Annotated in this window: 6 protein-coding genes and 1 pseudogene; all 7 read left to right on the top strand. The window is 32.6% G+C overall.

What is annotated here, in order from left to right; translation table 11 throughout:
* Positions 1-130: 130 nt before the first annotated feature.
* The 7 genes and pseudogenes from yajC to recC all read left to right on the top strand — a co-directional run bounded on the left by yajC (position 131) and on the right by recC (position 20,890).
* Positions 131-463 carry a preprotein translocase subunit YajC gene (gene yajC, locus GIY03_RS00130; RefSeq protein WP_457913713.1) on the top strand — a complete coding sequence of 111 codons (333 nt, stop codon included), beginning with the start codon at positions 131-133 and terminating at the stop codon, positions 461-463.
* A gap of 20 nt (positions 464-483) precedes the next feature.
* A complete protein-coding gene (secD, locus tag GIY03_RS00125; RefSeq protein ID WP_457913712.1) occupies positions 484-2,331 on the top strand; it encodes a protein translocase subunit SecD in 1,848 nt (615 codons plus the stop codon).
* Positions 2,332-2,341: 10 nt separating this feature from the next.
* Positions 2,342-3,289 carry a protein translocase subunit SecF gene (gene secF / locus GIY03_RS00120; RefSeq protein ID WP_457913711.1) on the top strand — a complete coding sequence of 316 codons (948 nt, stop codon included), beginning with the start codon at positions 2,342-2,344 and terminating at the stop codon, positions 3,287-3,289.
* A gap of 3,239 nt (positions 3,290-6,528) precedes the next feature.
* Positions 6,529-7,698 (top strand): annotated as a pseudogene (gene dnaX, locus GIY03_RS00115) (DNA polymerase III subunit gamma/tau); the annotation flags it as partial.
* A gap of 781 nt (positions 7,699-8,479) precedes the next feature.
* A complete protein-coding gene (locus GIY03_RS00110; RefSeq protein ID WP_457913710.1) occupies positions 8,480-8,809 on the top strand; it encodes a YbaB/EbfC family nucleoid-associated protein in 330 nt (109 codons plus the stop codon).
* A 6,438-nt stretch (positions 8,810-15,247) separates the two neighbouring features.
* The gene (gene metK / locus GIY03_RS00105; protein WP_457913709.1) at positions 15,248-16,402 is read left to right on the top strand and encodes a methionine adenosyltransferase; all 1,155 of its coding nucleotides are present in this window, start codon (positions 15,248-15,250) and stop codon (positions 16,400-16,402) included.
* Positions 16,403-17,476: 1,074 nt separating this feature from the next.
* Complete coding sequence (gene recC / locus GIY03_RS00100; RefSeq protein ID WP_457913708.1) at positions 17,477-20,890, top strand: exodeoxyribonuclease V subunit gamma; 3,414 nt, start codon at positions 17,477-17,479, stop codon at positions 20,888-20,890.
* Positions 20,891-23,961: the final 3,071 nt, after the last annotated feature.

Here is a 23,961-nt window from a genome sequence, read left to right as displayed (position 1 = left end):
TCAAAGGAATCAAATAGTATATCTAGACTACTTACCTTAGTTGATAGTTTAGATAAACGATGAAAATTGATGCATATTCAACTATAAGTTGAACTTGTATATTACTTGATAACTTGTTAAAGGAATTTCAATGAACTTTTTATTTTCTGATGCTACTGCATTTTTAGAGACTCCTGCTAAAGGAAACCCATATTCTCTAATCATAGTACTTATGACATTTGGCTTAATTTTTTATTTTTTGATACTTCGCCCGCAACAAAAACGTACTAAAGATCATAAAAAATTAATGAATTCTATCGGTAAGGGCAATGAAGTTATAACTACTGGTGGCTTGATTGGTCGTGTAGTCAAAGTGACTGATACCGGCATACTCACTATAGCATTAAATGATACTACAGTAGTAATGATAAAACGTGACTTCATAACAGGTGTTCTACCTAACGGTACTATGAAAGCGTTATAATTTTCTCTAAGAGAATAATCGTGCTAAACCGCTATCCTTTATGGAAATATCTGATATTAATCATAGTGACCCTGATTGGGCTACTATATGCGCTGCCTAACTTGTATAATGAGGAAGAAGCCTTACAAATAACGGGTACACATGGTGTCGTTGCAAATCACAAGATCATAGATCAGATTTGTATTATCTTAAAAAATAATCATATTGCGAGTAAGTCCATAACATTAAAAGACGATGTTATTTTAGTGCGCTTTAAAGATCTTGGTGTTCAACTTCACGCGCGTGAAGCACTCTCAGAAAGACTAGACGAGAAATTTATTATCGCACTGCATCTAGCGCCCACTACACCCAGATGGCTAACAAAATTAGGGGCTACGCCAATAAAACTTGGGTTAGATTTGCGGGGTGGTGTGTACTTTTTGATGCAAGTTGAAATGAATACTGTATTTAATAAATTACAAGAAAAAACTATAGATGCCTTGCATACTGAGTTATATAAACAGCGCATTCCTTACATGTTTATTCGTAAAACTAGCAAAAATCAAATAGAAGTTTGTTTCTATAACGATGCTAGCAGAGACAAGGCTATACACTATGTTAGTCTACATCAACGTGGCTTGATAATTTCTAACAAAGGCAGTAATACTTTAATAATTGAGCCATCTGATGCCCTGCTAAATGAAGAACGCGAATATGCTATGCAGCAGAATATAACTATTTTGCGTAATCGCGTTAATCAGCTTGGTATTACTGAACCTCTTGTACAGCGTCAAGGGATCAATCGCATTGTAGTTGAGCTACCAGGCACACAGGATGCTGCCCAAGCCAAAGAGATCATAGGCGCAACAGCAACACTAGAGTTCCGCTTGGTTAATACTAATATTGATATTATGACAGCAGGTAGACACCACATACCCTGGGATTCTGAAGAAAAATATACACGTGATGGTCGATCCATCGTGCTATATAAGCAAGTAATTCTTACTGGTAACCACATTACTCATGCTACCTCTAGCATTAATGAATACAATCGCCCACAAGTTAATGTCGCGCTAGACAGCTCGGGTGGTCGTTCAATGTTTATGTTTACCAAAAAAAATATCGGCAAACCGATAGCGACGTTATTAGTAGAATATAAAGATAATGATAAGAAAGATAATAATGATCACTTAGTTCTCAAAAAGATAGAAGAAGTTATCAATATAGCGATTATTCAGTCACGTCTAGGACAACACTTTTGTATTACTGGCATCAACAATCTGCATGAAGCACGACAGCTTGCATTATTACTACGCGCTGGCGCACTTATTGCACCAATCCAGATCCTCGAAGAACGCACTATCGGACCAACATTAGGACAGAAAAACATCACCCAAAGCCTGAAAGCCTGTTTATGGGGTTTTTTAATCTCTGCAATCTTTATGATTGTATGGTATCGCATTTTTGGCGTCATTGCCACTGCTGCGTTAATTGTTAATTTAATATTAATTATTGGTATACTGTCTTTACTACCAGGAGCAACACTAACTATGCCAGGTATTGCTGGTATTTTATTGACATTAGCGGTGGCAGTAGATTCTAATGTTTTGATAAACGAACGCATCAAGGAAGAGTTAAAAAATGGACGATCTATTCAAAAAGCTATTAATGAAGGCTATAATGGCGCTCTTTCTAGTATTGTTGATGCCAACATTGTCACCTTGATCATCGCAGCGATTCTATATTTCATAGGAACCGGCTCAATAAAGGGCTTTGCCGTTTCTACTATAATCGGTGTAATGACCTCCATGTTTACTGCCGTTCTTGGCACTCGTTCCATTGTTAACTTACTTTATGGCGGCAAACGTATTAAAAAACTATCTATATGAGGAATACGTTATGTCGCGAAATTATTCTGTTGAACAACTTAACTATGGTCGTCAAGTCTATGACTTTATGCATTGGGATTACCTGGCTTTTAGTATTGCAATACTGTTGATAATTACATCAGTCTCTACTATATTGATTCGCGGATTTAACTGGGGGATCGATTTTACTGGTGGAACAGTGATTGAAGTGAATCTAAAAAAATCGGTCAATCTTGATCTGATGCGCCATACGTTAAAACAATCTGGTTTGCAAGATTTTATTATCCAAAATCTTGATAGCAGTCATGATGTGATAATACGTATGCCTCCAGTAGCCGCTAACATAAGTCAAGAGATAGATATTCAAGCAATGAATATCATTCATCACTTTATAGATAAACATGCTATCGTGAGACGTATTGAGCACATAGGTCCAAGCGTAGGTAGTGACTTAGCGCAGAACGGCGTTCTAGCGTTATTACTAGCGCTAATTTGCATTTTAATCTATGTTGGCTGCCGCTTTGAATGGCATTTAGCTTTAGGAGCAGTGATTGCATTAGTGCACGATGTAATTATCACTTTAGGTATACTATCAATATTCTATATCGAAGTTGACCTGACTATTATTGCATCACTCATGTCAGTTATTGGTTACTCACTAAATGATAGTATTGTAGTTTCTGACCGCATTCGCGAGAATTTTCGTAAAATCCGTCATGGTACATCTTATGAAATCATAAATATTTCCTTAACCCAAACATTACAGCGCACATTTATAACATCGAGCACTATATTATTAACTGTGATGATGTTATATATATTTGGTGGTGCAATGTTACACGGGTTTTCTCTAGTCATGCTGATCGGTATATTTATAGGAACTATTTCTTCTATCTATATTGCTTCAGCACTAGCATTAAGACTAGGTATGAAGCGCGAATACATACTACAAAACAAACAAAAAAAGTATACGAATTAACTTGCGCTGTCACCACCGTACACAAAATGATATTTAGCTAGATAATGTATAACAAGTTACTTAGTGATCTGCTCCCAACAGACTAAAAAGTCTGGATTAATAGTAATTACAACGAACACGTTATTAAAGACTGTATGCTTAATACATTGTCAAAAGAAACTAAGTACTACTAAAAATTTTAAAATTAGACTATTGTATTTTATCTAATACACTTCTTAGTAGATGTAGTATCGCTAGTATAATATAGTGGCTATATTAAAACAGTTAAGGATCTTTAGTATTCTTATACTATCGAATTAAGCTGCCTATTATTATAGAATCTTTTATCAGAAAAAATATGCACATCATTTAAGATCATTACTCTGCATTTAGTAAATAAAAGCTTATAGGTACATTAATCTGATCATCATAATATGTAGTGCATAGTTGACTACTGTTGCACCGGATACATTAATAATGCTGCAAGTGATTAAAAACAACGAGATATATTAACCCTGCGATGGCGATATAGTATATCTTTATATAATGCAAGCATTAAGTATCAACTAATGCTTGCATAGAATGTAAAATAGCTATTTACTATGTTAAATGAAAACTGGATGATATAAGAAAGACATCAAACTAATTTAGTTAAAACGCTCATAATTAAAAAATTAAAAATTTAGATCAAATAAATTATATTCACCAATATATTGGTTTACTAGTATTCTCTGACTACTCATAGTTGTAATAACAAACTAGTTCGCTTGAAGAACAAAATAACAGCGCGATAAAAGTAATACATTTCATATGGTAAACACACTTAAACTAACTCAATTCAGTCGTTTTACCAGCATACTTAATCTAACACGAGCTATGTTATCGGACATAATTTGCGATCCGCAAGTGAAGTATATAATCTATATGCTAGTTTACAACGTAAAGAGGTCGAGTTTTCCATATGGAAAAGAGAACAAACGTTACATAAGCTACTGTTAAAATTAAGTGCTAACTGTGTAGTGATTACCGTCGTACACCACCATGCATGGATATGCTAGCTAAGAGTTGGTATTACTACAATGCAGTTGTTGCTATACAACCATTTTGCTCTACAAACAAAAGGTGAGGGTTGTTAGTGGTTGCAAAACCAGGGCATTGCATCACAGATTACTAAAAAGACGATGAAGCGATAAATGTTAAACATTCAAAATACATGCATACCGAATTTCTTTATGCGTAAAGTATCATGCAATAGCTGTATAGCAATGATCTTTGATGAAACTATAATGATCCTAAAATAGCTCGCTAAAATGTAAAAAGTTTCAAGCACTAGTCACTTCTACCCTCGGTACTTAACTACTGTACTGTCAAGTATTCCTCTAATAAAAGTACACTGAGGTACGCTGGATGCGACAAAAAACAATTTACCCAAAAACGTGTACCAACCATGCTGTGTTATCCTAATAACCACAACCACGTTACCCTCCCCTGATCAACACGTTATATAATCATTAAGCAAACCTGACTATCTCGCTTAAAGTCAGATAAATAACTTTGACCTCAACGCATTACATATTAATGTTTTCCAACTTACGACAACACAATCTATCTAATGGCCAGAGTAATATACCTAGCGTAACATCAGATAAGTTTAATGTGCATTTAAAAAACCTATTAATTATTTCCAGTGATTCTTCACACCGTATTATAATATAGTAAAATAATTGATACCGTTCCCTAAAAATATTGAATCATAACAATCAAGGGTCTCTTTTATTTTCTTAAGTTTGATAGACTCTATAATACACCTGTTTTATTTTTGTCGAGACACAATATCAGACTAATCTGCTTATACCACCAACCGTTACACAAAAAATATAATCTGCGAAAATAGGCGAAACGCTATACCTGTAAAATACTTTAAACAATTTACATAACATACAAAGAAAAATATACTACCTTGACTAATGAAGTGGAAGTGATAAATACAGTCACTTATATCCAATTAAGTTATATATGCACTCAAAGTCTTGAGAAGTTGTTATAAATCTTTTCACGATAGTTTTATTACATATAATAACTTCTGGCAAAGAAGTGATTTCCTGTTAAAACTTTCTTCGAAGAAATGCAACAATGGTTTCTTCTGTGTTATAAGTTTACTATTTCTTTCTAAATACATGCGATCACTAAAAGGGTATGAGTTATTCTTCGCTGTTTATTTTAATATTTTTTAAAATCTTAAGAATCACTATTATTCTTCTTAATTAGCTTCATTGTGATAACTTAAAAAATGTAAAAGATTTATGATCACTATCGTATAATTATTTTATCATCCTATAAATATAGGAAAGACCTTGCTATTCCTTACCTCACTCACTAATATAACACTGTATAATAATCTTATAAAAAAACCAAACCCAAGAATCTTATCAAAATTCTATCTCTTAAAACTAAAAAAAAATCTAACACAATCAATCTTATACAATGTAAATCCTAATTATCATAGCTTTTACGATCCAAGCATTACAGACTATATTATACCTAAAACAAACATAACGTTGTCATTATGTAATAGAGTTTAATGATAAAAATTAAACGTCTTAAATAATAAGAAGTATCGTCACATTTATATAATACCTATCATTAAAATTATACAGAATATCTACTGATTCAGTATCATATAAAATATATTATGCATAAACCTCATTAACATATCTGATGTTATTATTTCAAGGGTCCACTCAAATTTGTGAATTATAATTTTCTTGTTAAACTATGAACTAAGAATTTTCATAAAACGCATGTCACTAAAACGATAGACGCCAAAGTTTATAGGTTACTCTGTAGTATGAATATGTTCTTTAATTAATTATTAATTGTTTGAGTTATACAAACAAGCATAGTACTATAATACTTTCAATCAAACTAAAACTTATAGTCTAGTACCAATCAAATACACTTGGTATTTATTTTGTTTTTTAAGTATTATAATACTGATAATTAGTAATATGTTAAAATCATAGAATTATCTTAATACATTCAAGATTTTCTACCGGAATAATGAAGAATTAAACATACGGTTTTATTATTACTCTAGAGAATCTGCGTAATAAGTATATCCTGTATACATTAATAGCACATGTTACGACTCAAATAAAATATCTGCTTACTCATCTATACTACTTGTGAGTAAACAATCTCATGGATTTCTATAAATCTGTGGTAGCATTGTTTAAAGTAACTTAACTTATCTAGTATTTATGAATTATCAGGTTCTCGCTCGTAAATGGCGTCCTCAAAAGTTTACAGATGTTGTTGGACAAGAGTATATCTTAACCGCACTTACTAATAGTCTTTTTTTAAGGCGAATACACCATGCTTATTTGTTTTCAGGAACTCGTGGCGTAGGAAAAACTACCATTGCTCGTCTACTAGCGAAAGGGCTTAATTGTGCAACAAAAATCACTGCTACGCCATGCGATCAATGCGATAGCTGCCAAGAAATTAAACAAGGGCGCTTTATCGACCTGATTGAGGTCGACGCTGCATCAAGAACTAAAGTAGAGGATACACGCGATCTGTTAGACAATGCCCAGTATATGCCAGCCCGTGGCCGATTTAAGATTTATCTCATTGATGAAGTTCACATGCTTTCACGCCATAGTTTTAATGCGTTGCTAAAAATTCTAGAAGAACCACCTGCACACGTTAAATTCCTGCTAGCCACTACTGATCCACAGAAGTTACCAGTTACTATTCTTTCCCGATGCTTACAGTTGCATCTTAAGGCGCTAAGTACTCAACAGATCCAAAAACAGCTACAAAAAATACTGAAGGCAGAAAAGATAACCGCTGATATTTATGCATTAAAATTATTAGCAAGCGCAGCTGATGGAAGTATGCGTGATGCACTTAGTTTAACTGACCAGGCAATTATTATGGGGAAGGAACAAGTGACTTTTACAACCGTCAGTCAAATGCTTGGTACGTTAGACGCTGAACAGCCTTTAGCGATTCTTAAAGCCATGGTCAATGCGGATGGTGAAAAAGTAATGGTGCAAATTTCAGATTTCGCTACACGTGGCATGGATTGGGAATCCCTATTAGTAGAAATAATGGTGCTATTACACCGTATTGCAATGATACAATTTCTACCTACTATGCCGAATAACCAAGACACCAATCTCGAACAACGCTTGCATGAGCTAGCTGACATCTTACCGCCTGAGGAGGTACAACTATATTATCAGACACTATTAGTGGGTCGTAAAGAACTAGTCTATGCTCCCGACCGTCGTATGGGAGTTGAGATGACTCTACTACGTGCATTAGCTTTTCATCCAAAAGCACCAATTATCACATCAAATAGAACACCTCAACAGGTTAAAAAACCAGTACAGACACCACAATCTCAAAGTATACAGTCACCATTACACCATATTACTACACCGATAATCAACACCAATTAAATTGACTAAACTCAACTATGCAGTTATTAAAAGCACATAGTCAGCTACGAGCAAAAGAGGTATCTATAAAAAAATGAAATGAAATTTCTAAAAACATCTAACCGAATCAATGCAGTGCTAAAGCAGATACGTTTTGCTACTAAACAAGCAGCAGCGTCAAACAAAAAACTTGCCGAATGCACTGACTAAGTGAGAAGCTGATTCGTGGTTTACCGCTAGAGAAATAGCCGTGGGTAGTAATCATGACTCAAATGTACTTAAACGTAGCGCGGAGCACAAGCAAACTTCCAGCACGATCTTTTAAACTCATAGTAAGAGTCCTTAACGCATCGTTCCTGAGATACAGCGGCTGCTACAAAAAAAGTTATTAATCTTGGTAAGAATTGAGCGATGAATTCCTGTAACAACAAATGAGATAGACAATATTTGTCTTCATCTACGATCTATGTAACGTCACCTAAATTCTGTTTTTTCTACAACATTTTAACTGACGCCTTCAGTGATCTTTATAACCACCGAGTTATACTAACCGTAGTAATGATGATAATCTATCAAAAAAACTCCTATGGAACAACACAAGCCATGCATAAAGAAATAACCTAAGAAAAGGAGCCTTTCATTGCCGATACTGACATCCATATATACATTATTTTTTTGCAGTAGAACCAGGTGAAGAAAGTTTTCGCCTTATTTAAACGTAAATGCTACGTGCTATCTGTAGCATAATTAACGAGATATAACTATGTTTAGTAAAAGTGGTTTAGGTAACCTCATGAAACAAGCTCAACAAATGCAAGAAAAAATGCAACAAATACAAGAAGAAGTCGCTAGATTAGAAGTCACAGGCGAATCTGGTGCAGGTCTCGTAAAAGTAACGCTTAATGGTGCTCATAACTGTCACCGTGTAAAAATTGATACAAGCTTGTTAGAAGATGACAAAGAAATGCTGGAAGACCTTATTGCCGCAGCATTTAATGATGCTGCACACCGTATTGAAGAAACACAAAAAGAAAAGATGGCATCTGTATCCAGTAGCATACAACTTTCACCTAACTTTAAGATGCCATTCTAATGCAAATTAATCTATTTCTTAAGTAATTAGTAATTTTACTACGTTATTCTTCAAAATTTTTTCCTAAAATTTTAGGTAAGCAGACAATACTATATATTGTCACACGATTACAATAACTGCATGCGATCAATTCCGGTATTAACGATAGTTATTGTTAACTGTATGATCGAGCGCATTGATAATGCTTGAGTGTTTCACAGGTAACTTTAATTACATCACTATAATATAGCTTGTATCAACGCGAAAAAAGTCAAGCTTATACTACTTGCATACAATAGTGTATTCAGAAAAAACCTAGGGAGTGATTGAAAATCATGAATGCAGCTATATAATATTAACATTTAGTGTGTTAGTGAGTTATGGTTCAGATGACCTCATAACAACGGCTTTAAACATGTTCGCTAATAATCAACAGACATATGTGCTATCTAATAACAAATTAGATAGCTCTCTCAGAACAATAAATACTGTTAATGCAACTCATCAAGGCTATATTTGGCATTAAAGTATTTCTCAATTTAAGTCCAGTCAATAAAGCAGTCTTACAAATATGTAATAACGTGCTCATTACTAAATACCTAGACCATCTAGACTATACTGATCATCTCACTCAGACATAATTTAATAAAATGAAGAATCTTCCAGAATTTTACGTATATAATAGCATTATCACTAATTACCTAAATACCGATTCATGTAGTGTATAATGTTTAGTGAATGAGGCACCTTCAGTGCTAATTCGTTATTTTGGGTAGTATTATTAATACGTTCAAATATTGTCAATTACTATAAAAAATTACCTAAACGCGAAGAACGTATATAATAGTGAACTCAGATTTGTAAAGTTTTACGAATTTTTTATGCTTAATCTAAAAATCAAGATTATGTATGCTGAGTAATGAGTTAGAATAGTTAATTAATAATATATTATGTTCAATATGTTAAAAATACCAACTAACGTTATTCCATAGAAACTGCAGTGTTGTATATGTTACTTCGTCAGAGAGATTACTAAACTTTTACAGTTGGATTGACAAAAAGACACTTATAAAGTGATTATATATTTACTATTTCATAAACGGTATAAAAGATACTCTTGAATATCTAGCCAATAGATCAGGCCTGCATAGCAACTTAGCTATCATAAAACTAAATGGCAGTTAAGCGCAACATCACAACTGAACACACAATATTAGCAGTATATGATGTCTGATAATCAGACTTTGATTTTTATTCATAGTACATTATACTTCTTCCTCGATTCTTTTTATTATAGCAGAGAAGCATTCGAATTTGGATAAACTGCAAAAATCTTAATAATTTTAAGGACTGTATTTTTTCGTAATTATCTTGAGTTATCTTGAATTGTTAAGGCGTTTATATCGTTTTACAGTTAAAGTTTTTATATTTTTCAAAAAATTTACAAATAATCACAGACACTATACTGCTTTAATGATATTCACATATAGTAAGAACTCTATAATAGATAACACATAAAGGCTGACTGTTTACTTATTCGCCTACTGTTGTACAGTCCTGCTTCATGCATCACCAAAGTAGATACGACTAAGTAAAATATAATAAAACATATAATTATCAGCACTTAGCTAGTATATTCATAAGAATATAAGATGTCGAATGCATTAATAAATCTAATACTTCACAGTCTTACAAAGAGTATATTGAAATCATTATTAATTTTAATGTAGAAGAATAAAAGTCAGACGCTTAAAAATTAATCTTTACAGTCAGTTGTTTTATTCAAGCTTATTAATGGTGATTACCGAGGTATAGAAATAACTCGAGTTTTTGGTGAATAGCCTGCACACTCACGCATTACAGATATTTAATACTGATTAAAATTTTTCTAATGAGATTGACAGTATTATCTACGCATATTCTATTAATCACTATATCTTATGTTCTTTATGATTTTAAAATAAATACTTAGCCTAGCTAAGGACGTTCAAGCAATTCTTTATCAGAAAAGTATTTGTCTGAATAATTGATCAATAAGTATTCGAGTTTTTAAAAAACCTTAGCTTTTACGTCTTAATAGTTAGTAACTGCTACCTCTATATTGCGCCATAAATCTCATCGATACTATGCCAAATGATCAATAAACTACATTCTATTGTTTCTCAACTAACCCAAATAGGCAAGGGATGCAACCTGAGTCTCCTTGTATTCTAAGAGATATTAGATGATATATAAGCTTGTATCACACATCAATAGTACAGTCCGATAGGACTTAAATATCATGGGTTTCCAGTCGCTTACGAAGATACGTTACTAATATTTAGTATATGTATGATTTTACTTATGTTTAGGACAAATCTAATGAATATACTCTTGCGTCTAGTGATTCTCTGATTTACAGCGGTATGTTCACCTTCCTATAACTTACACTATTACTCGTATGCAGTTGCAATTGCTAATTCTATTATACTACGGCATTAAAGGTGAGATTATGAAGAATACTTCATAAAGTACAGTACTCTGCTACATCCCACAAAAACTTTAAAGATCACAGACGATCAAAGTAACCCCATACTTTACTACACACTTAAGAATACTTATCTTTATAAGTTCGTCATACGCATCAAGCTATCTCTCAAAATCATAAACGTCGCACAAATACACTACATACTCGAAAATAATACGACATACAACTATGATAATATAGTTACTATAATGCAGGACCTATCCACCTACTGAAACTACATTATTTCTACGAAATATACACGCTACCAGTGCGATCTTTGTAATCAAAGATGCATATTAATTTTATGAATTAATTTGTTATGAAGCTAATTTCATTATTGACAGTCTATGTGCCCAGAAGAAACACTGGCTATTATAGCCCGTTAAAATAGCGATAACTAATTTATTCTCACTTAATTAAATAAGTTGCTTTTAATTTTCAATACAATAACTATCAGTTGTGTCTAACATGCAACATGCAATACAGCTATTCTCTCTAAAACTAAATAACAAATTAGCATTATATGAGGGTAATACTTTGTGATTTACGATCTTATAAGAGAAGAATTATAAGGATAAATGTTTCGAGAAAACCGATATTTTAAAATACACACTTAACCTAATACTTTCAGTAAAAATACAAAATGCACTAACCTATATGTCATCTAGCAAAAGTACGCAGAAGTTTATTTTTATTATCTACTGGTAATATACTTTATCCTGCTAAATAATATCTCGATTACATAATAACTGCTTGCTTAGGCTAAAATAACTAAGCCAGAGTGTTCTCTGTGAAGAACATGATTATCGACGTCAATATTGACTGTATTCTCTTTTATTACCGATGTACTCCTTATTTTATAACATCAATCTTAATTGCGAAAGAAAAGGCAGAAAAGACATGTTATTAATAAACAATAGTGTGTGCAAGTTATGGCATGTATTTATGCCATAACAGGGTGTCGAGTTACAGTGAATAAGCTATGATTGAAAATGACTCTTACCACATTTTACATGCTAAAATTTATTTATATTATTCTTCCTGATTGTTATCGATGTTCACGGCGAATGTATCATGTACACAAAATTTGGTATGGAATGATAGTCACACCAAATACAATCACTCGCTCAGTAGAGCTGAATTACCTGATTTTCTGGCTTGATTTTTCTCTTTTCATGATACACGCCCCGTTTCCTGCGATCCTGTTATACAGTATGCGAAACAAAAACATATTGATTTATGGCAGTATACTGTGTTATATAACATATAAACACGCTATTGAAAATAGCGTTACCTTCCAAATAAGTTTCCGGTGATGTACGAAGATATCTTGATAGATTTATACAACCTTTATGCTTCATTAAAGCATTAGTATTACACTGGAGAAATTAGTACACAAAGTTTTAACTTTTGCGTCTTTATAAATGTTACAATGCACGTAAAATCATTCTTGGAGTGACATCTTATACTGATAAGACGCAATAATCTTAACCTTACTGAACTATATTTTCCTATGTTCATAGCAAAAGAAAAATTACTATGGCACCTTAGGCAGAATCAGGCAGTAGTTATTCTACATCTATGTGCCAATCGGTGTATAACTGATTCAAATCACAAAATATATTTGAAAAAATTCAGCAATACAAACTGAGCTGACTAGCGTCACAGCACTAAAAATAGACATCATCGTGATCAGTATACCAAGAGAATTACTGCAACATCTAAATTCTCAAGGTTACCAACTATACTATTTGAGTAGTATTAACTAAAAATGAGTTGAATAAAACAATATTCGTTCATAAATTCAAAATAATTTAATGCACATTGATAAGAAATCAAGCAGTAGTACCAAATATAACACATAAAGTATACTGCACAATACAATTTAATTTATTAACCTATTGAGTCTGTGATACACGGAGCACTCACTCTCAATCATTTAATGTATCCTATGAAATTTATATACTCCAAAATATAGTACCGCAAATAACTGGAAAGTTATTCTATATGATATATGTCCTTAAAACACGCTTCCCTAAAACACACACACCTCTATATGTAGTATAGAGATAGCAGTACAACAAAATACACTATAAATACACCATGAGATTTTAAAATGTTATCCGATATACAATCTATAGTGTTTATCTTTAGACAAAGATAAAGTAACGTAGAACAAGTTGTCTTCACTAAACAAAGACGCATTATACTTTAAAAGCATTGCAGATATGTAGACTATTAATTAAAAAAACAAGCGAAATTTATTTTTAGTTATTGCTTATGAAGTATCAATCTTGCTTAATATATTAGTCTTATTATGCTATACTATCAACATACCTGAATTATTAAAATAGAATAAAATTCCCAATATCTTTTTAAGATTACCTTTAAGTTCTACTTTATCATAATTATTTATAGGAGAATAATATCTTTTAATATAAAATAATTTTAGGTAAAATATTATTGTATTAAATTATTAATAAATATTAGGCTATAAGAGCACAATATACTTGTTGATTTTTTCTGTTTGTATCCATACACTGCTTCTTGTAAAAATTTTTTATAATGTTGCACTAAGCACGATAAATTTTAAGCCATATTCCTTGCTATTAACAGCATAGTGATGACGCCTATATTGTATCATAATCGTGATGATCTAGTCACGTAGTACGATACTATCGTCTGTCATGAAAGATATATCAAGACAATTGATGCAAATTAAGCTCTTGAACATCGTCAACTTAATACGAAAGTTTTACATGCTTGCCGATTCTATAAGAGACATTACCTATGATGTATAAATTATATAATATTCAACATAAAAGAGCGATGCGTTTAAAGGAGGTCGCTAATAGACTCAAATTATACCATATCACTAAATACCTTATAGTTTTATTCTATATTATAGAACAATGATACTTAGTCTTATAAAGATCTTCACTACGTGTATTAACGTACTAAAAATCAAAGATACTTTTTACTTGAAAAATCTTTACTACAGCGCAGTAAAATTGTCTTACACCTCTGTGTATGAATGATTTTAGCTTTCCTTTTGCACTAAAATGTAAATTTAAGCAGATAAATAATAGACGAAGCATGTCTATCATAATCGCTAGCCTTTCGCTGATTATAAATAATGATCACTTTTATTTATGTAAAATGCATATAATTCATTAACAGATTTGTATGCCTAATGGCGATAAACTCAAAACACTTCATTATCGATCCTATAATATGTCCAAAGAATATAGCGAAGTATATTGCATATATTTAAAATGCTCACAATATCTTAACATATAACAACTACTATTCATACAATGCGACTGATATTAAAAAATCTCTAGCCATCACTCAGCTATATTCCTGCATTGAATATACTTTATAAATAAAGCGCATCGATTTTTGTAGATTCTCTGGAGGGGTATTGTAGACGCCTGTAAATGTTTCTCGTTTTCCACACGCTACATTTATAATATAGACTACGTTATGTTTTAACTGAAACAGTTATGATAGATCGTGTAATAATTAAATGACACATAAATAATCATTACAACCCACTGATATATCGCAAAATCGTTTCATAATCTACCCTTAGTGATTGTAATAAAATAGACTATGAATATATATAAATTATAAAATATAACCAGAAAACACAAGGATTTTAAGAAATCTAGCATACACGCAACCTTTAGATTCTAAAGGATCTAATAATCCTAAAACTACTAATAACACTAAGCATTTCTCTGTATAGTCAGAGAAATATGACTAGTCATCTAAAGTCTGTACTTAAAAAACATCTATATGTTAATTTAACTATTTCCAATAAACTACTTAATAATTCATATTTATGATATTTCAAAAATTACTCAGACTGTCAGTAAAAAGACTTAGTTTCATGCTGCAGAACTAAAATATACAGTAATCTCTATCTGATTCATTCAAGGTGAAAGAAAATGGCTAAACACCTGTTTACATCTGAGTCTGTCTCCGAAGGGCATCCTGATAAAATCGCGGATCAAATTTCCGATGCCATTCTTGATGCTATTCTACAACAAGATCCGCAAGCACGTGTTGCCTGTGAAACTTATGTTAAAACTGGTATGGTTTTAGTTGGCGGTGAAATCACTACTAGTGCCTGGGTTGATATCGAAGACATTACTCGTAAAACAGTACGTGAAATTGGCTATATTCATTCAGATATGGGTTTTGATGCTAATTCCTGCGCTGTACTGAGTGCTATCGGAAAACAATCTCCAGATATTGAACAAGGAGTGGATCGAACTAACCCATTGGAACAGGGTGCGGGCGATCAAGGTCTAATGTTCGGATATGCTACTAACGAAACAAAAGTATTGATGCCAGCACCAATCACCTACGCACACCGTCTCTTAGAACGTCAGTCCGAAATACGTAAAAACTGTACCCTACCATGGCTTCGACCAGATGCCAAAAGCCAAATAACCTTCCAGTACAACGATGGGGAAATCATTGGCATCGATGCTGTCGTTCTCTCCACTCAGCACGCTGAAGATATCTCCTACCAGAATCTACGGGAAGCGGTTATGGAAGAGATTATCAAACCAGTATTACCCTTAAAATGGTTGAACGCAAACACCAAATATCACATCAACCCCGCTGGTCGTTTTGTTATTGGTGGACCTATGGGAGATTGTGGTATAACTGGTCGTAAAATTATTGTAGATACTTATGGTGGTATGGCGCGTCACGGTGGCGGAGCATTTTCTGGAAAAGATCCATCTAAGGTTGATCGTTCTGCTGCTTATGCTGCACGCTACGTGGCTAAAAACATTGTTGCCGCAGGTCTAGCTGACCGCTGTGAGATTCAGATATCCTATGCTATTGGCATAGCAGAACCCACCTCTATTATGATAGAAACTTTTGGTAGTGGAAAAATTTCTAATGAGAAACTAATACGTCTGGTACGCAAGTTTTTTGATCTGCGCCCTTACGGCCTAATTAAGATGATGAATCTTCTAAAACCCATCTATAAGATGACTGCTACCTACGGCCACTTTGGCCGTGAATATTTTCCGTGGGAAAAAATAGATAAAGCAATACTACTTCGCGATGCAGTTGGTCTTTGCTAACAAGCAATATTGATGTGAATAAATATAAAACGAACGTACTTACTTTTTTTGTTGCCATTTAATATTTTCTGTAACCTAAATATTAAATGCGCGAAGAATAAAATCAAATTCAACCTAAAACGATGTATACCATTTTAAAGTTCTGTAATATTTTCATTAGCATCAAGATTCGTAACTTATTATTTTTACGTTTCTACGATAACCAGAGCTTTACATACTGCTTGTACTATTACGAACAAGCTTTCAATTAATATGCAAGCAAAGAAAAATATTTTTACACGCTATATCACTACGATGATAACAGTTAATTCATATTAAATAACTACATTACAGTCATACTAATCTATGCTGCTAAATATTCATGGACGTTAAATGACTAACTGAGAAAACTAATAGTACTTTCAGTCAATTTAATCAATTTCATTGCTTATGTAATCTAATAAATACATAACATTTAGTATATAAACCATCATGCTGTTATTGTAGACTAATAATATCAGTGGTTAACTCAACAGAATATTTCTTAAGACGTATGTGCAATATATATTCTGTACATACCGTTTAAACCCTGATTAACCTATAGATGTGCTAATTGCACATCAATATAAATTAATAGTTTTCGTATAATACTCTAACGGTAAACGACTAAATTCAGCAGCTTATTAAAATTACGCGTTTCTTAGAAGTCAAACGTCTGTATAAAAACATTATTACAAAAAAACATAACGGAACCTAAGTGATATTCATCATACACTATCTATTATTAAATAGAGATTTTCTGTAGCTATTGCAACTATTATAATACCATCAAGATTACTACTATTATTATAGTAGTAATAATTAGATTATCATCGATAGCTAACTAGCACACTAAAACCCCAAGATTTTCACCATGTCAAAATTATAGTAAAACTACTTAGTAGCTGGTAATATGAATTGTATCTAATGTGTACGGATATTTTTTGATAGTAGTTAAAAACAGAAAATACAGCATCAACAATAGATAGTACTGCTTTATTAATATGAAACGTACCAAAAGACATGCTAGGCAGATTTCTTTTAAAGGAAAGCACGGTGTTTACAGTTTATCATTCTAATCAATTACATCGATTAAAAACAATAATGAGCGAATTGATAGATAATAATCCTTTGCCAGATCCTTTGCAACAGGAAATTATCGTAGTGAACAACTATGGCATGGCACAATGGATACAAATACAATTAGCAGAAACATGCGGAATTTCTGCTAATATTGCTTTTTTCTTTCCAGAAATGTTTATCTGGAAGATATTTACCCATGTGTTACCTGATGTTCCAAAAGAAAATGTTTTTAACAAAGATACTATGCGATGGAAACTGATGTGGCTCTTACCAGAATTATTGACTATACCAGATTTTTTACCACTACAGCATTATCTCGTAGACGATAATGAAAAACATAAAATTCATCAATTAGTTGACCGAATAGCTAATCTTTTTAACCAATACCTCATATATCGTCCTCAATGGCTAGAAAGCTGGGAGCACGGCCAATGTATTAATGATCTGTCTGAGACTGCACGGTGGCAAGCTCGACTATGGAGACGATTCATTCAGTATATTTGCAAGTTAGAAAAATCAGAATGGCCTCGTACTAACTTATATAATCGATTTATTAGCGTTTTAGATACCAAAAAACATTGCCCACCTCACTTACCAAAACGAATATTTATCTTTGGCATATCAGCCTTACCGCCTGTATATCTTAAAACATTGCAGGCGCTGGGTCACCATATCGATATTCATCTTATGTTCACTAACCCTTGCCGCTACTATTGGAGTGATATTGATAATCATCCATTGCTAACTCAATTGAAAAACAAAAAAAAATACACTTACCGTTGTATACAAGAACCACACTTATTCTATGATTTCAATCAAACAATAATATTACTTGATAAAAAAACACAAAAACTCAGTAACTCCTTGTTAGACTCCTGGGGAAAATTAGGACGAGACTATCTCTTTCTCTTATCGCAATTAACAGAAATAGAAGAAGTAGATGCTTTTGTAGATATTCCTGATGATAATATGCTACACACTATTCAGCATGACATACTAGAATGTAAAGATTCCGCAGTTCTTGGCATTACACCAGAAATATTCAAGAGCAGTGTGTCTAAGCGCCGGTTAGCACCTAAAGACCGTTCTTTTAGTTTACATCTCTGCTATAGCGCATTGCGAGAAATCGAAGTATTGCACGATCAATTGCTAACCATGCTGTCTGAAGATTTAGAATTAATGCTGCACGATATTATCGTGATGGCGGTGGATATCAATAGCTATACACCATATATTCAGGCTATATTCGGCAATGCTTCTTCAGAATGTTATTTACCCTTTTCAATTTCTGACCATAAAGCACATCAAGAACACATAATGCTAAAAGCATTTCTTTCATTACTCAACCTTCCATATAGCCGATTTACTAGTGAAGAAGTTCTTGGTTTACTAGAAGTGCCCGCACTAGCAGCACGTTTTATGATTAATACAGAAGAACTACAACTATTACGTTATTGGGTAGGCGAATCCGGTGTGCGATGGGGGTTAGATGACGATAATGTACGTGAACTTGATCTACCAGAAACAGGACAAAACACCTGGCGTTTTGGCATTACCCGTATGCTTCTGGGTTATGCAATGGACAGCAAAGCTGGTTGTTGGCGAGGCATTTTACCATATGATGAATCAAATGGGTTAGCGGCTGAACTTATTGGACAACTGGCGAATCTTCTTGCTGACCTTAGCCAATGGCGAAAATGGTTAAGCGAAACAAGATCGCTAAAAGAATGGTTGCCTTTATGCCGCCAACTTCTGGATACCTTCTTTGTACAAGAAAGAGACAATGAAGTTGTAATTAAATTAATTGAGGAAAAATGGCAAAAAATCATCAACGTTGGTATAGCAGCAAGTTACTCACATGCTATATCGTTCAGTATTTTACGGGACGATCTGATATCGCATCTTAAGAACGAACCTATTAGTCGATATGTTATATCTGGAAAAATCAATTTCTGCACGCTAATATCCATGCGTTCTATTCCATATAAAGTAGTTTGCCTCTTAGGAATGAATGACGGCGTTTACCCACGCACTCCTCCTCGACTTAGGTTTGACCTACTGTCAGAGCATCCAGAATGTGGCGATCGTAGCCGACGCGACGATGACCGCTATCTCTTCCTTGAGACGATTCTGTCAGCGCAACAGCATTTATATATTAGCTATATTGGTCGTTCTATTCAAGACAATAAAAAACGTTATCCTTCAGTGCTGCTGACAGAGCTCCTGGAATATCTTAAACGCAGCTATTATTTACCAGGCGATGAAAATTTAGATGTTGATAGTAGCGGTCAGCGCGTCGGTCAACACTTGCTTCAATGGCATACACGTATGCCATTTGCTTCTGAAAACTTCTTGCCAGACTCTAAACAACAAAGCTATGCTACCATATGGTTACCCGTAACGCATGAGTGCAATGCGACATCTTTACCTTTTATTCGACCATTATATCCTAAAGATGAACCAAGTATTTCGCTGGATGATCTACGGCGATTTTACTATCACCCAATCCGAGCCTTTTTTCAGTTACGTCTTGGTGTTAGTTTTAAACTAAACAATGACATTCTATCTGAAGAAGAGCCATTTATACTCGATAATAGTACTTGTTATCAATTAAACAACCAACTATTAAACACTCTGATAGAGGGTGATAACTCAAATAATCTTTTCAAAAAAATACGTGCTACTGGTCAATTACCCTGCGGCGTTTTTGGTGAACTTTATTGGTATAACCAACAACAACAAATCATGGAATTAGCCGATAAAATAAAATCCGAGATCAAGATTAGTGAACACCTAGAACTAAATATTAAGATTGGGGGTGTATATATTAACGGTTGCTTGACTCATATACAAAATGATGGTTTGCTACGCTGGCGCCCTGCTAATTTGTCAATTATTGATGGAATTTTACTATGGCTAGAGCATCTAATATACTGCTATATTGGTGGAACAGGAATAAGTCGTTTATATGGTAAAAAAAATACTACCTGGTGTTTTGCAGCGCTTACACAAGACCATGCCAAAAAATATTTATCAGAACTGATAGAAGGATATCAATACGGTTTATCCCAGCCACTTATTCTACTACACAAAAGTGGCTGGGCGTGGCTAAAAACATGTTACCATCCAAAAACACAACAGATTGACTGGCAACACAAAGTGCAACTTAAAGCACAGGATAAATTGTTACAGAACTGGTATGGCAATCAGTATATGTCGGGTGAAAGAGACGATCCGTACATACAACGAGTATTAAGTCATTTAAAAAAAATTGATTTAGCGCAAATTTTATTAGAAACAGAACGCTACTTGCTGCCCATAGCACGATATAATATCACCCGACCTTATAACCTTACCTCGAATTATCCTATTATTTGTGCTGAATGATCTTCCACTATTCATCATATATTCTCATATCAAGAATGTTGCAATAAACACAGACAGGAAGAGCAGTATATATTATCAAAACAATTCGTAAATGCGTTAGCTTTATTTAATTATCTTGGTTAATTATAGGGTGATAGAGATCACAAAAATTTTTAACTCTGTTATCTTTTTTACACCTATGATATAAGTGATATATAAATATACTAAAATGCTTTTATTTATTAAAATCATGTGATACACAACTATTTCGCTGACCCTGGTGTATCTTTCGGTGAGTGAATTGAATGATTCAATGGAGTAGTATTGAATTTATACTCATTATTCTGGTATCTTTTGATCAAGCACTATTGAATATATGCAATCACTGATCTTATAAAATTCAATGGATTTAACAATATTATATGTACAATGAATTTGCAAGTACATGCTTTAGCGGCTAGAAGTTATCATTAAAATTTTTAAAAATTTTCTCTAAATCTTACCGAGACCTTAAAAAGGTGGTGCACTTTTATCAAAAAAGTGCAGTATAACACATATAAGTTGTTAATTCATCTATTATTCTGTACTATATCCTCGTTTTTTAACTATACGGTATGCTAGTTATTTTAGCTATTTAAGTAGACCTGTATTTAAAGGGTATATTTAATATTAACAGATTAGACGATATTTTATTGCTACAAAAAATCATATTTACAAATTATTTTGCTGCTAATATTAGTATATATAGCACAATACTTATATTAAGTAAAATAAACTTTTGTTAATTTCTATAATATAAGATTTTAACTTTGAAAACATTTATATATATTATAACATTGCCCTATCTCAGATGTAAAATGTTAATATAATAGAGTGGCGTGTTATACTAGATCTTCGATTTACAATATTCATAAGATTCTGAAAATACATGTCTCGTTTCCAATTTTTATAAATATCATAAATGCAGTGGTTACCTGTGATATAACTCATACTATTCAGTAATTTCATTGTATTCAATATAATAGACCAGATATCTAATGCATCGTTAAACACATTAACGACGTCCTATATAATCAATACAAGATAATGCTTTGATATCCTCAAGATATAATACGCTCTATACGATACACTAAAGCGGTATGGTAATTTTTATGATTGATCATTAGCTTACTTATTATTACACAAATACCAGTGACTATCGTTATATACAAAATGCATGATTCTATACTAGACACTGAGTCTCTAAGTGAGTGCGTACTCACGTCTTAAAGATCTATGATCGTTAAGTGCACTTGATTACTTTTATTTTTTTAGAATTAAGAAGTCATCCTAATAAAATGAGTGATTTCTTTAAAAATTAACATAATTAATAATGATAAATCTATACTCTAAATTATTGCTTTTTATTAAAAATATAATAGATATATAATATCTGTTTTGCAAGTTGTCCTATCAGACAAGACAACCAATTTCAACATAATAAAGACTGAATAAAATAGAGTAATTTCCCAATAATAACCAAAGAAACAGTTAATATTAGTTAGTGACTCTAAATAAACACTAACTAATATATAGAGAGTGTATCATAAAAATCATTAAAAATAACAACTTGACAACTAATAAAACTACTGGTACTTACAACAGTATAAACATAGATAACATAGCAGAATATACTACCTGATAATGACCAATATGAAATCAATCATCACTTTGTAGTATATAATCTCCTATCGATGAGGAAGTTAGTTTATTGAGACCGTGAAGCACAAATATTTAACGCAAACATTATCGGATAATATAATACGCATATAAATAATAGCGACATCGATCAGAAGATTAGCACTGTACATATCTCTTGATTAACAGGCGAAGTAGTTAGTAAAATTTTACTCGAGTAATATATATCCAGGTATCTATAGTTAATGGTACGTATAGTACCGAAAGAGATAGCCGTATTACCTGTCTATATGCGATTTTTAGATTTTCTATTAGTTATTTATTGTAAGGTCATTATTCGGGTTGACTATGTATGACATACTCACATTAAAGCGCGACATTTTATTTACATTAAGATTCAATAAATGAATTTGCTATTAAGTATAAATATGCTTACATACTTATCGATATAAACAAAACATATTACAGTATAATGCACAACTCAAAACATAGTTGTTTAACAGATAACTAAAAATTTTTTTCTTCTTAAACGTTTATTAAATGTTTATCTTAGAAGATATTAAGAATAAAATGTGCTAATGAGTTATACCATCAAGAATTATTAGGTCGTAACTATTAATAACTAAAAACTCTATGCTATAATACGGACAGTTGAGATAGAAACGCAAAAACTTGCTAATTAATACTGAGTACGTAAAGCAGATTATATCGTAAAATACGATTATCAAACTATTATAGACAGTAAGCACTTTGAATGCTTACTATTTTCTTAATACAAAAACTATAGTGCCTATAATAGTTATTATGTACTATTATTTTATTGATAAATATTATTGCTATATATTAGAAGACATAACTATTTTATATCTAACGAAACGACATATATTGCTTAGTATTTTTATTTTCTACGTTATTCTTTATTCTGGTTATCAGCATGACTGATTTCACATTATATATCTGATATATAAGTCGTGTTTTATAACAGTGAGGTTCACGCTACACATAGCATAGTATTTTTTAAAAAACGTGATGCGTAATATTAACAATACTCAATATATCATGGAATATTTTCTTACTACACTTCTACCTTAACAAATAGAAAACTTATGGTATCATCATTGTGTAGTGTATTCTACACAAAACTAATTCACTATTAATTACACTATACTTTATTTGAATCAATACAGCAAGAGGAATATTTAGTGTAACTATAATGAGAATTCTACTTTCAGAGTTATCAGTTCTTGCTAGAACCTATATTATGCCATGATATTGTTAATACTAATAGTGCGATTACTTCCTAATTGACTACACGTTGCCAATAGTAAAGAATCTATCTTACTAAGTATGCTAGGTCGTTGGGTGGAAACTATATAAAGACTATAGTTAACTCAATGTTCACTGTTCACTGTTTA

Origin of the sequence: Candidatus Gillettellia adelgis (assembly GCA_020541285.1) — a bacterium.
Lineage (GTDB): Bacteria > Pseudomonadota > Gammaproteobacteria > Enterobacterales > Enterobacteriaceae > Gillettellia > Gillettellia adelgis.
The sequence above is the reverse complement of the archived record's forward strand: the minus strand, read 5'-3'. Positions and strand labels throughout refer to the sequence as shown.

What these genes read in the sequence shown, in the direction of transcription:
- secF (WP_457913711.1), top strand. Translation starts at nt 2,342, where the DNA reads ATGTCGCGAAATTATTCTGTTGAACAACTTAACTATGGTCGTCAAGTC.
- yajC (WP_457913713.1), top strand. Translation starts at nt 131, where the DNA reads ATGAACTTTTTATTTTCTGATGCTACTGCATTTTTAGAGACTCCTGCT.
- metK (WP_457913709.1), top strand. Translation starts at nt 15,248, where the DNA reads ATGGCTAAACACCTGTTTACATCTGAGTCTGTCTCCGAAGGGCATCCT.
- GIY03_RS00110 (WP_457913710.1), top strand. Translation starts at nt 8,480, where the DNA reads ATGTTTAGTAAAAGTGGTTTAGGTAACCTCATGAAACAAGCTCAACAA.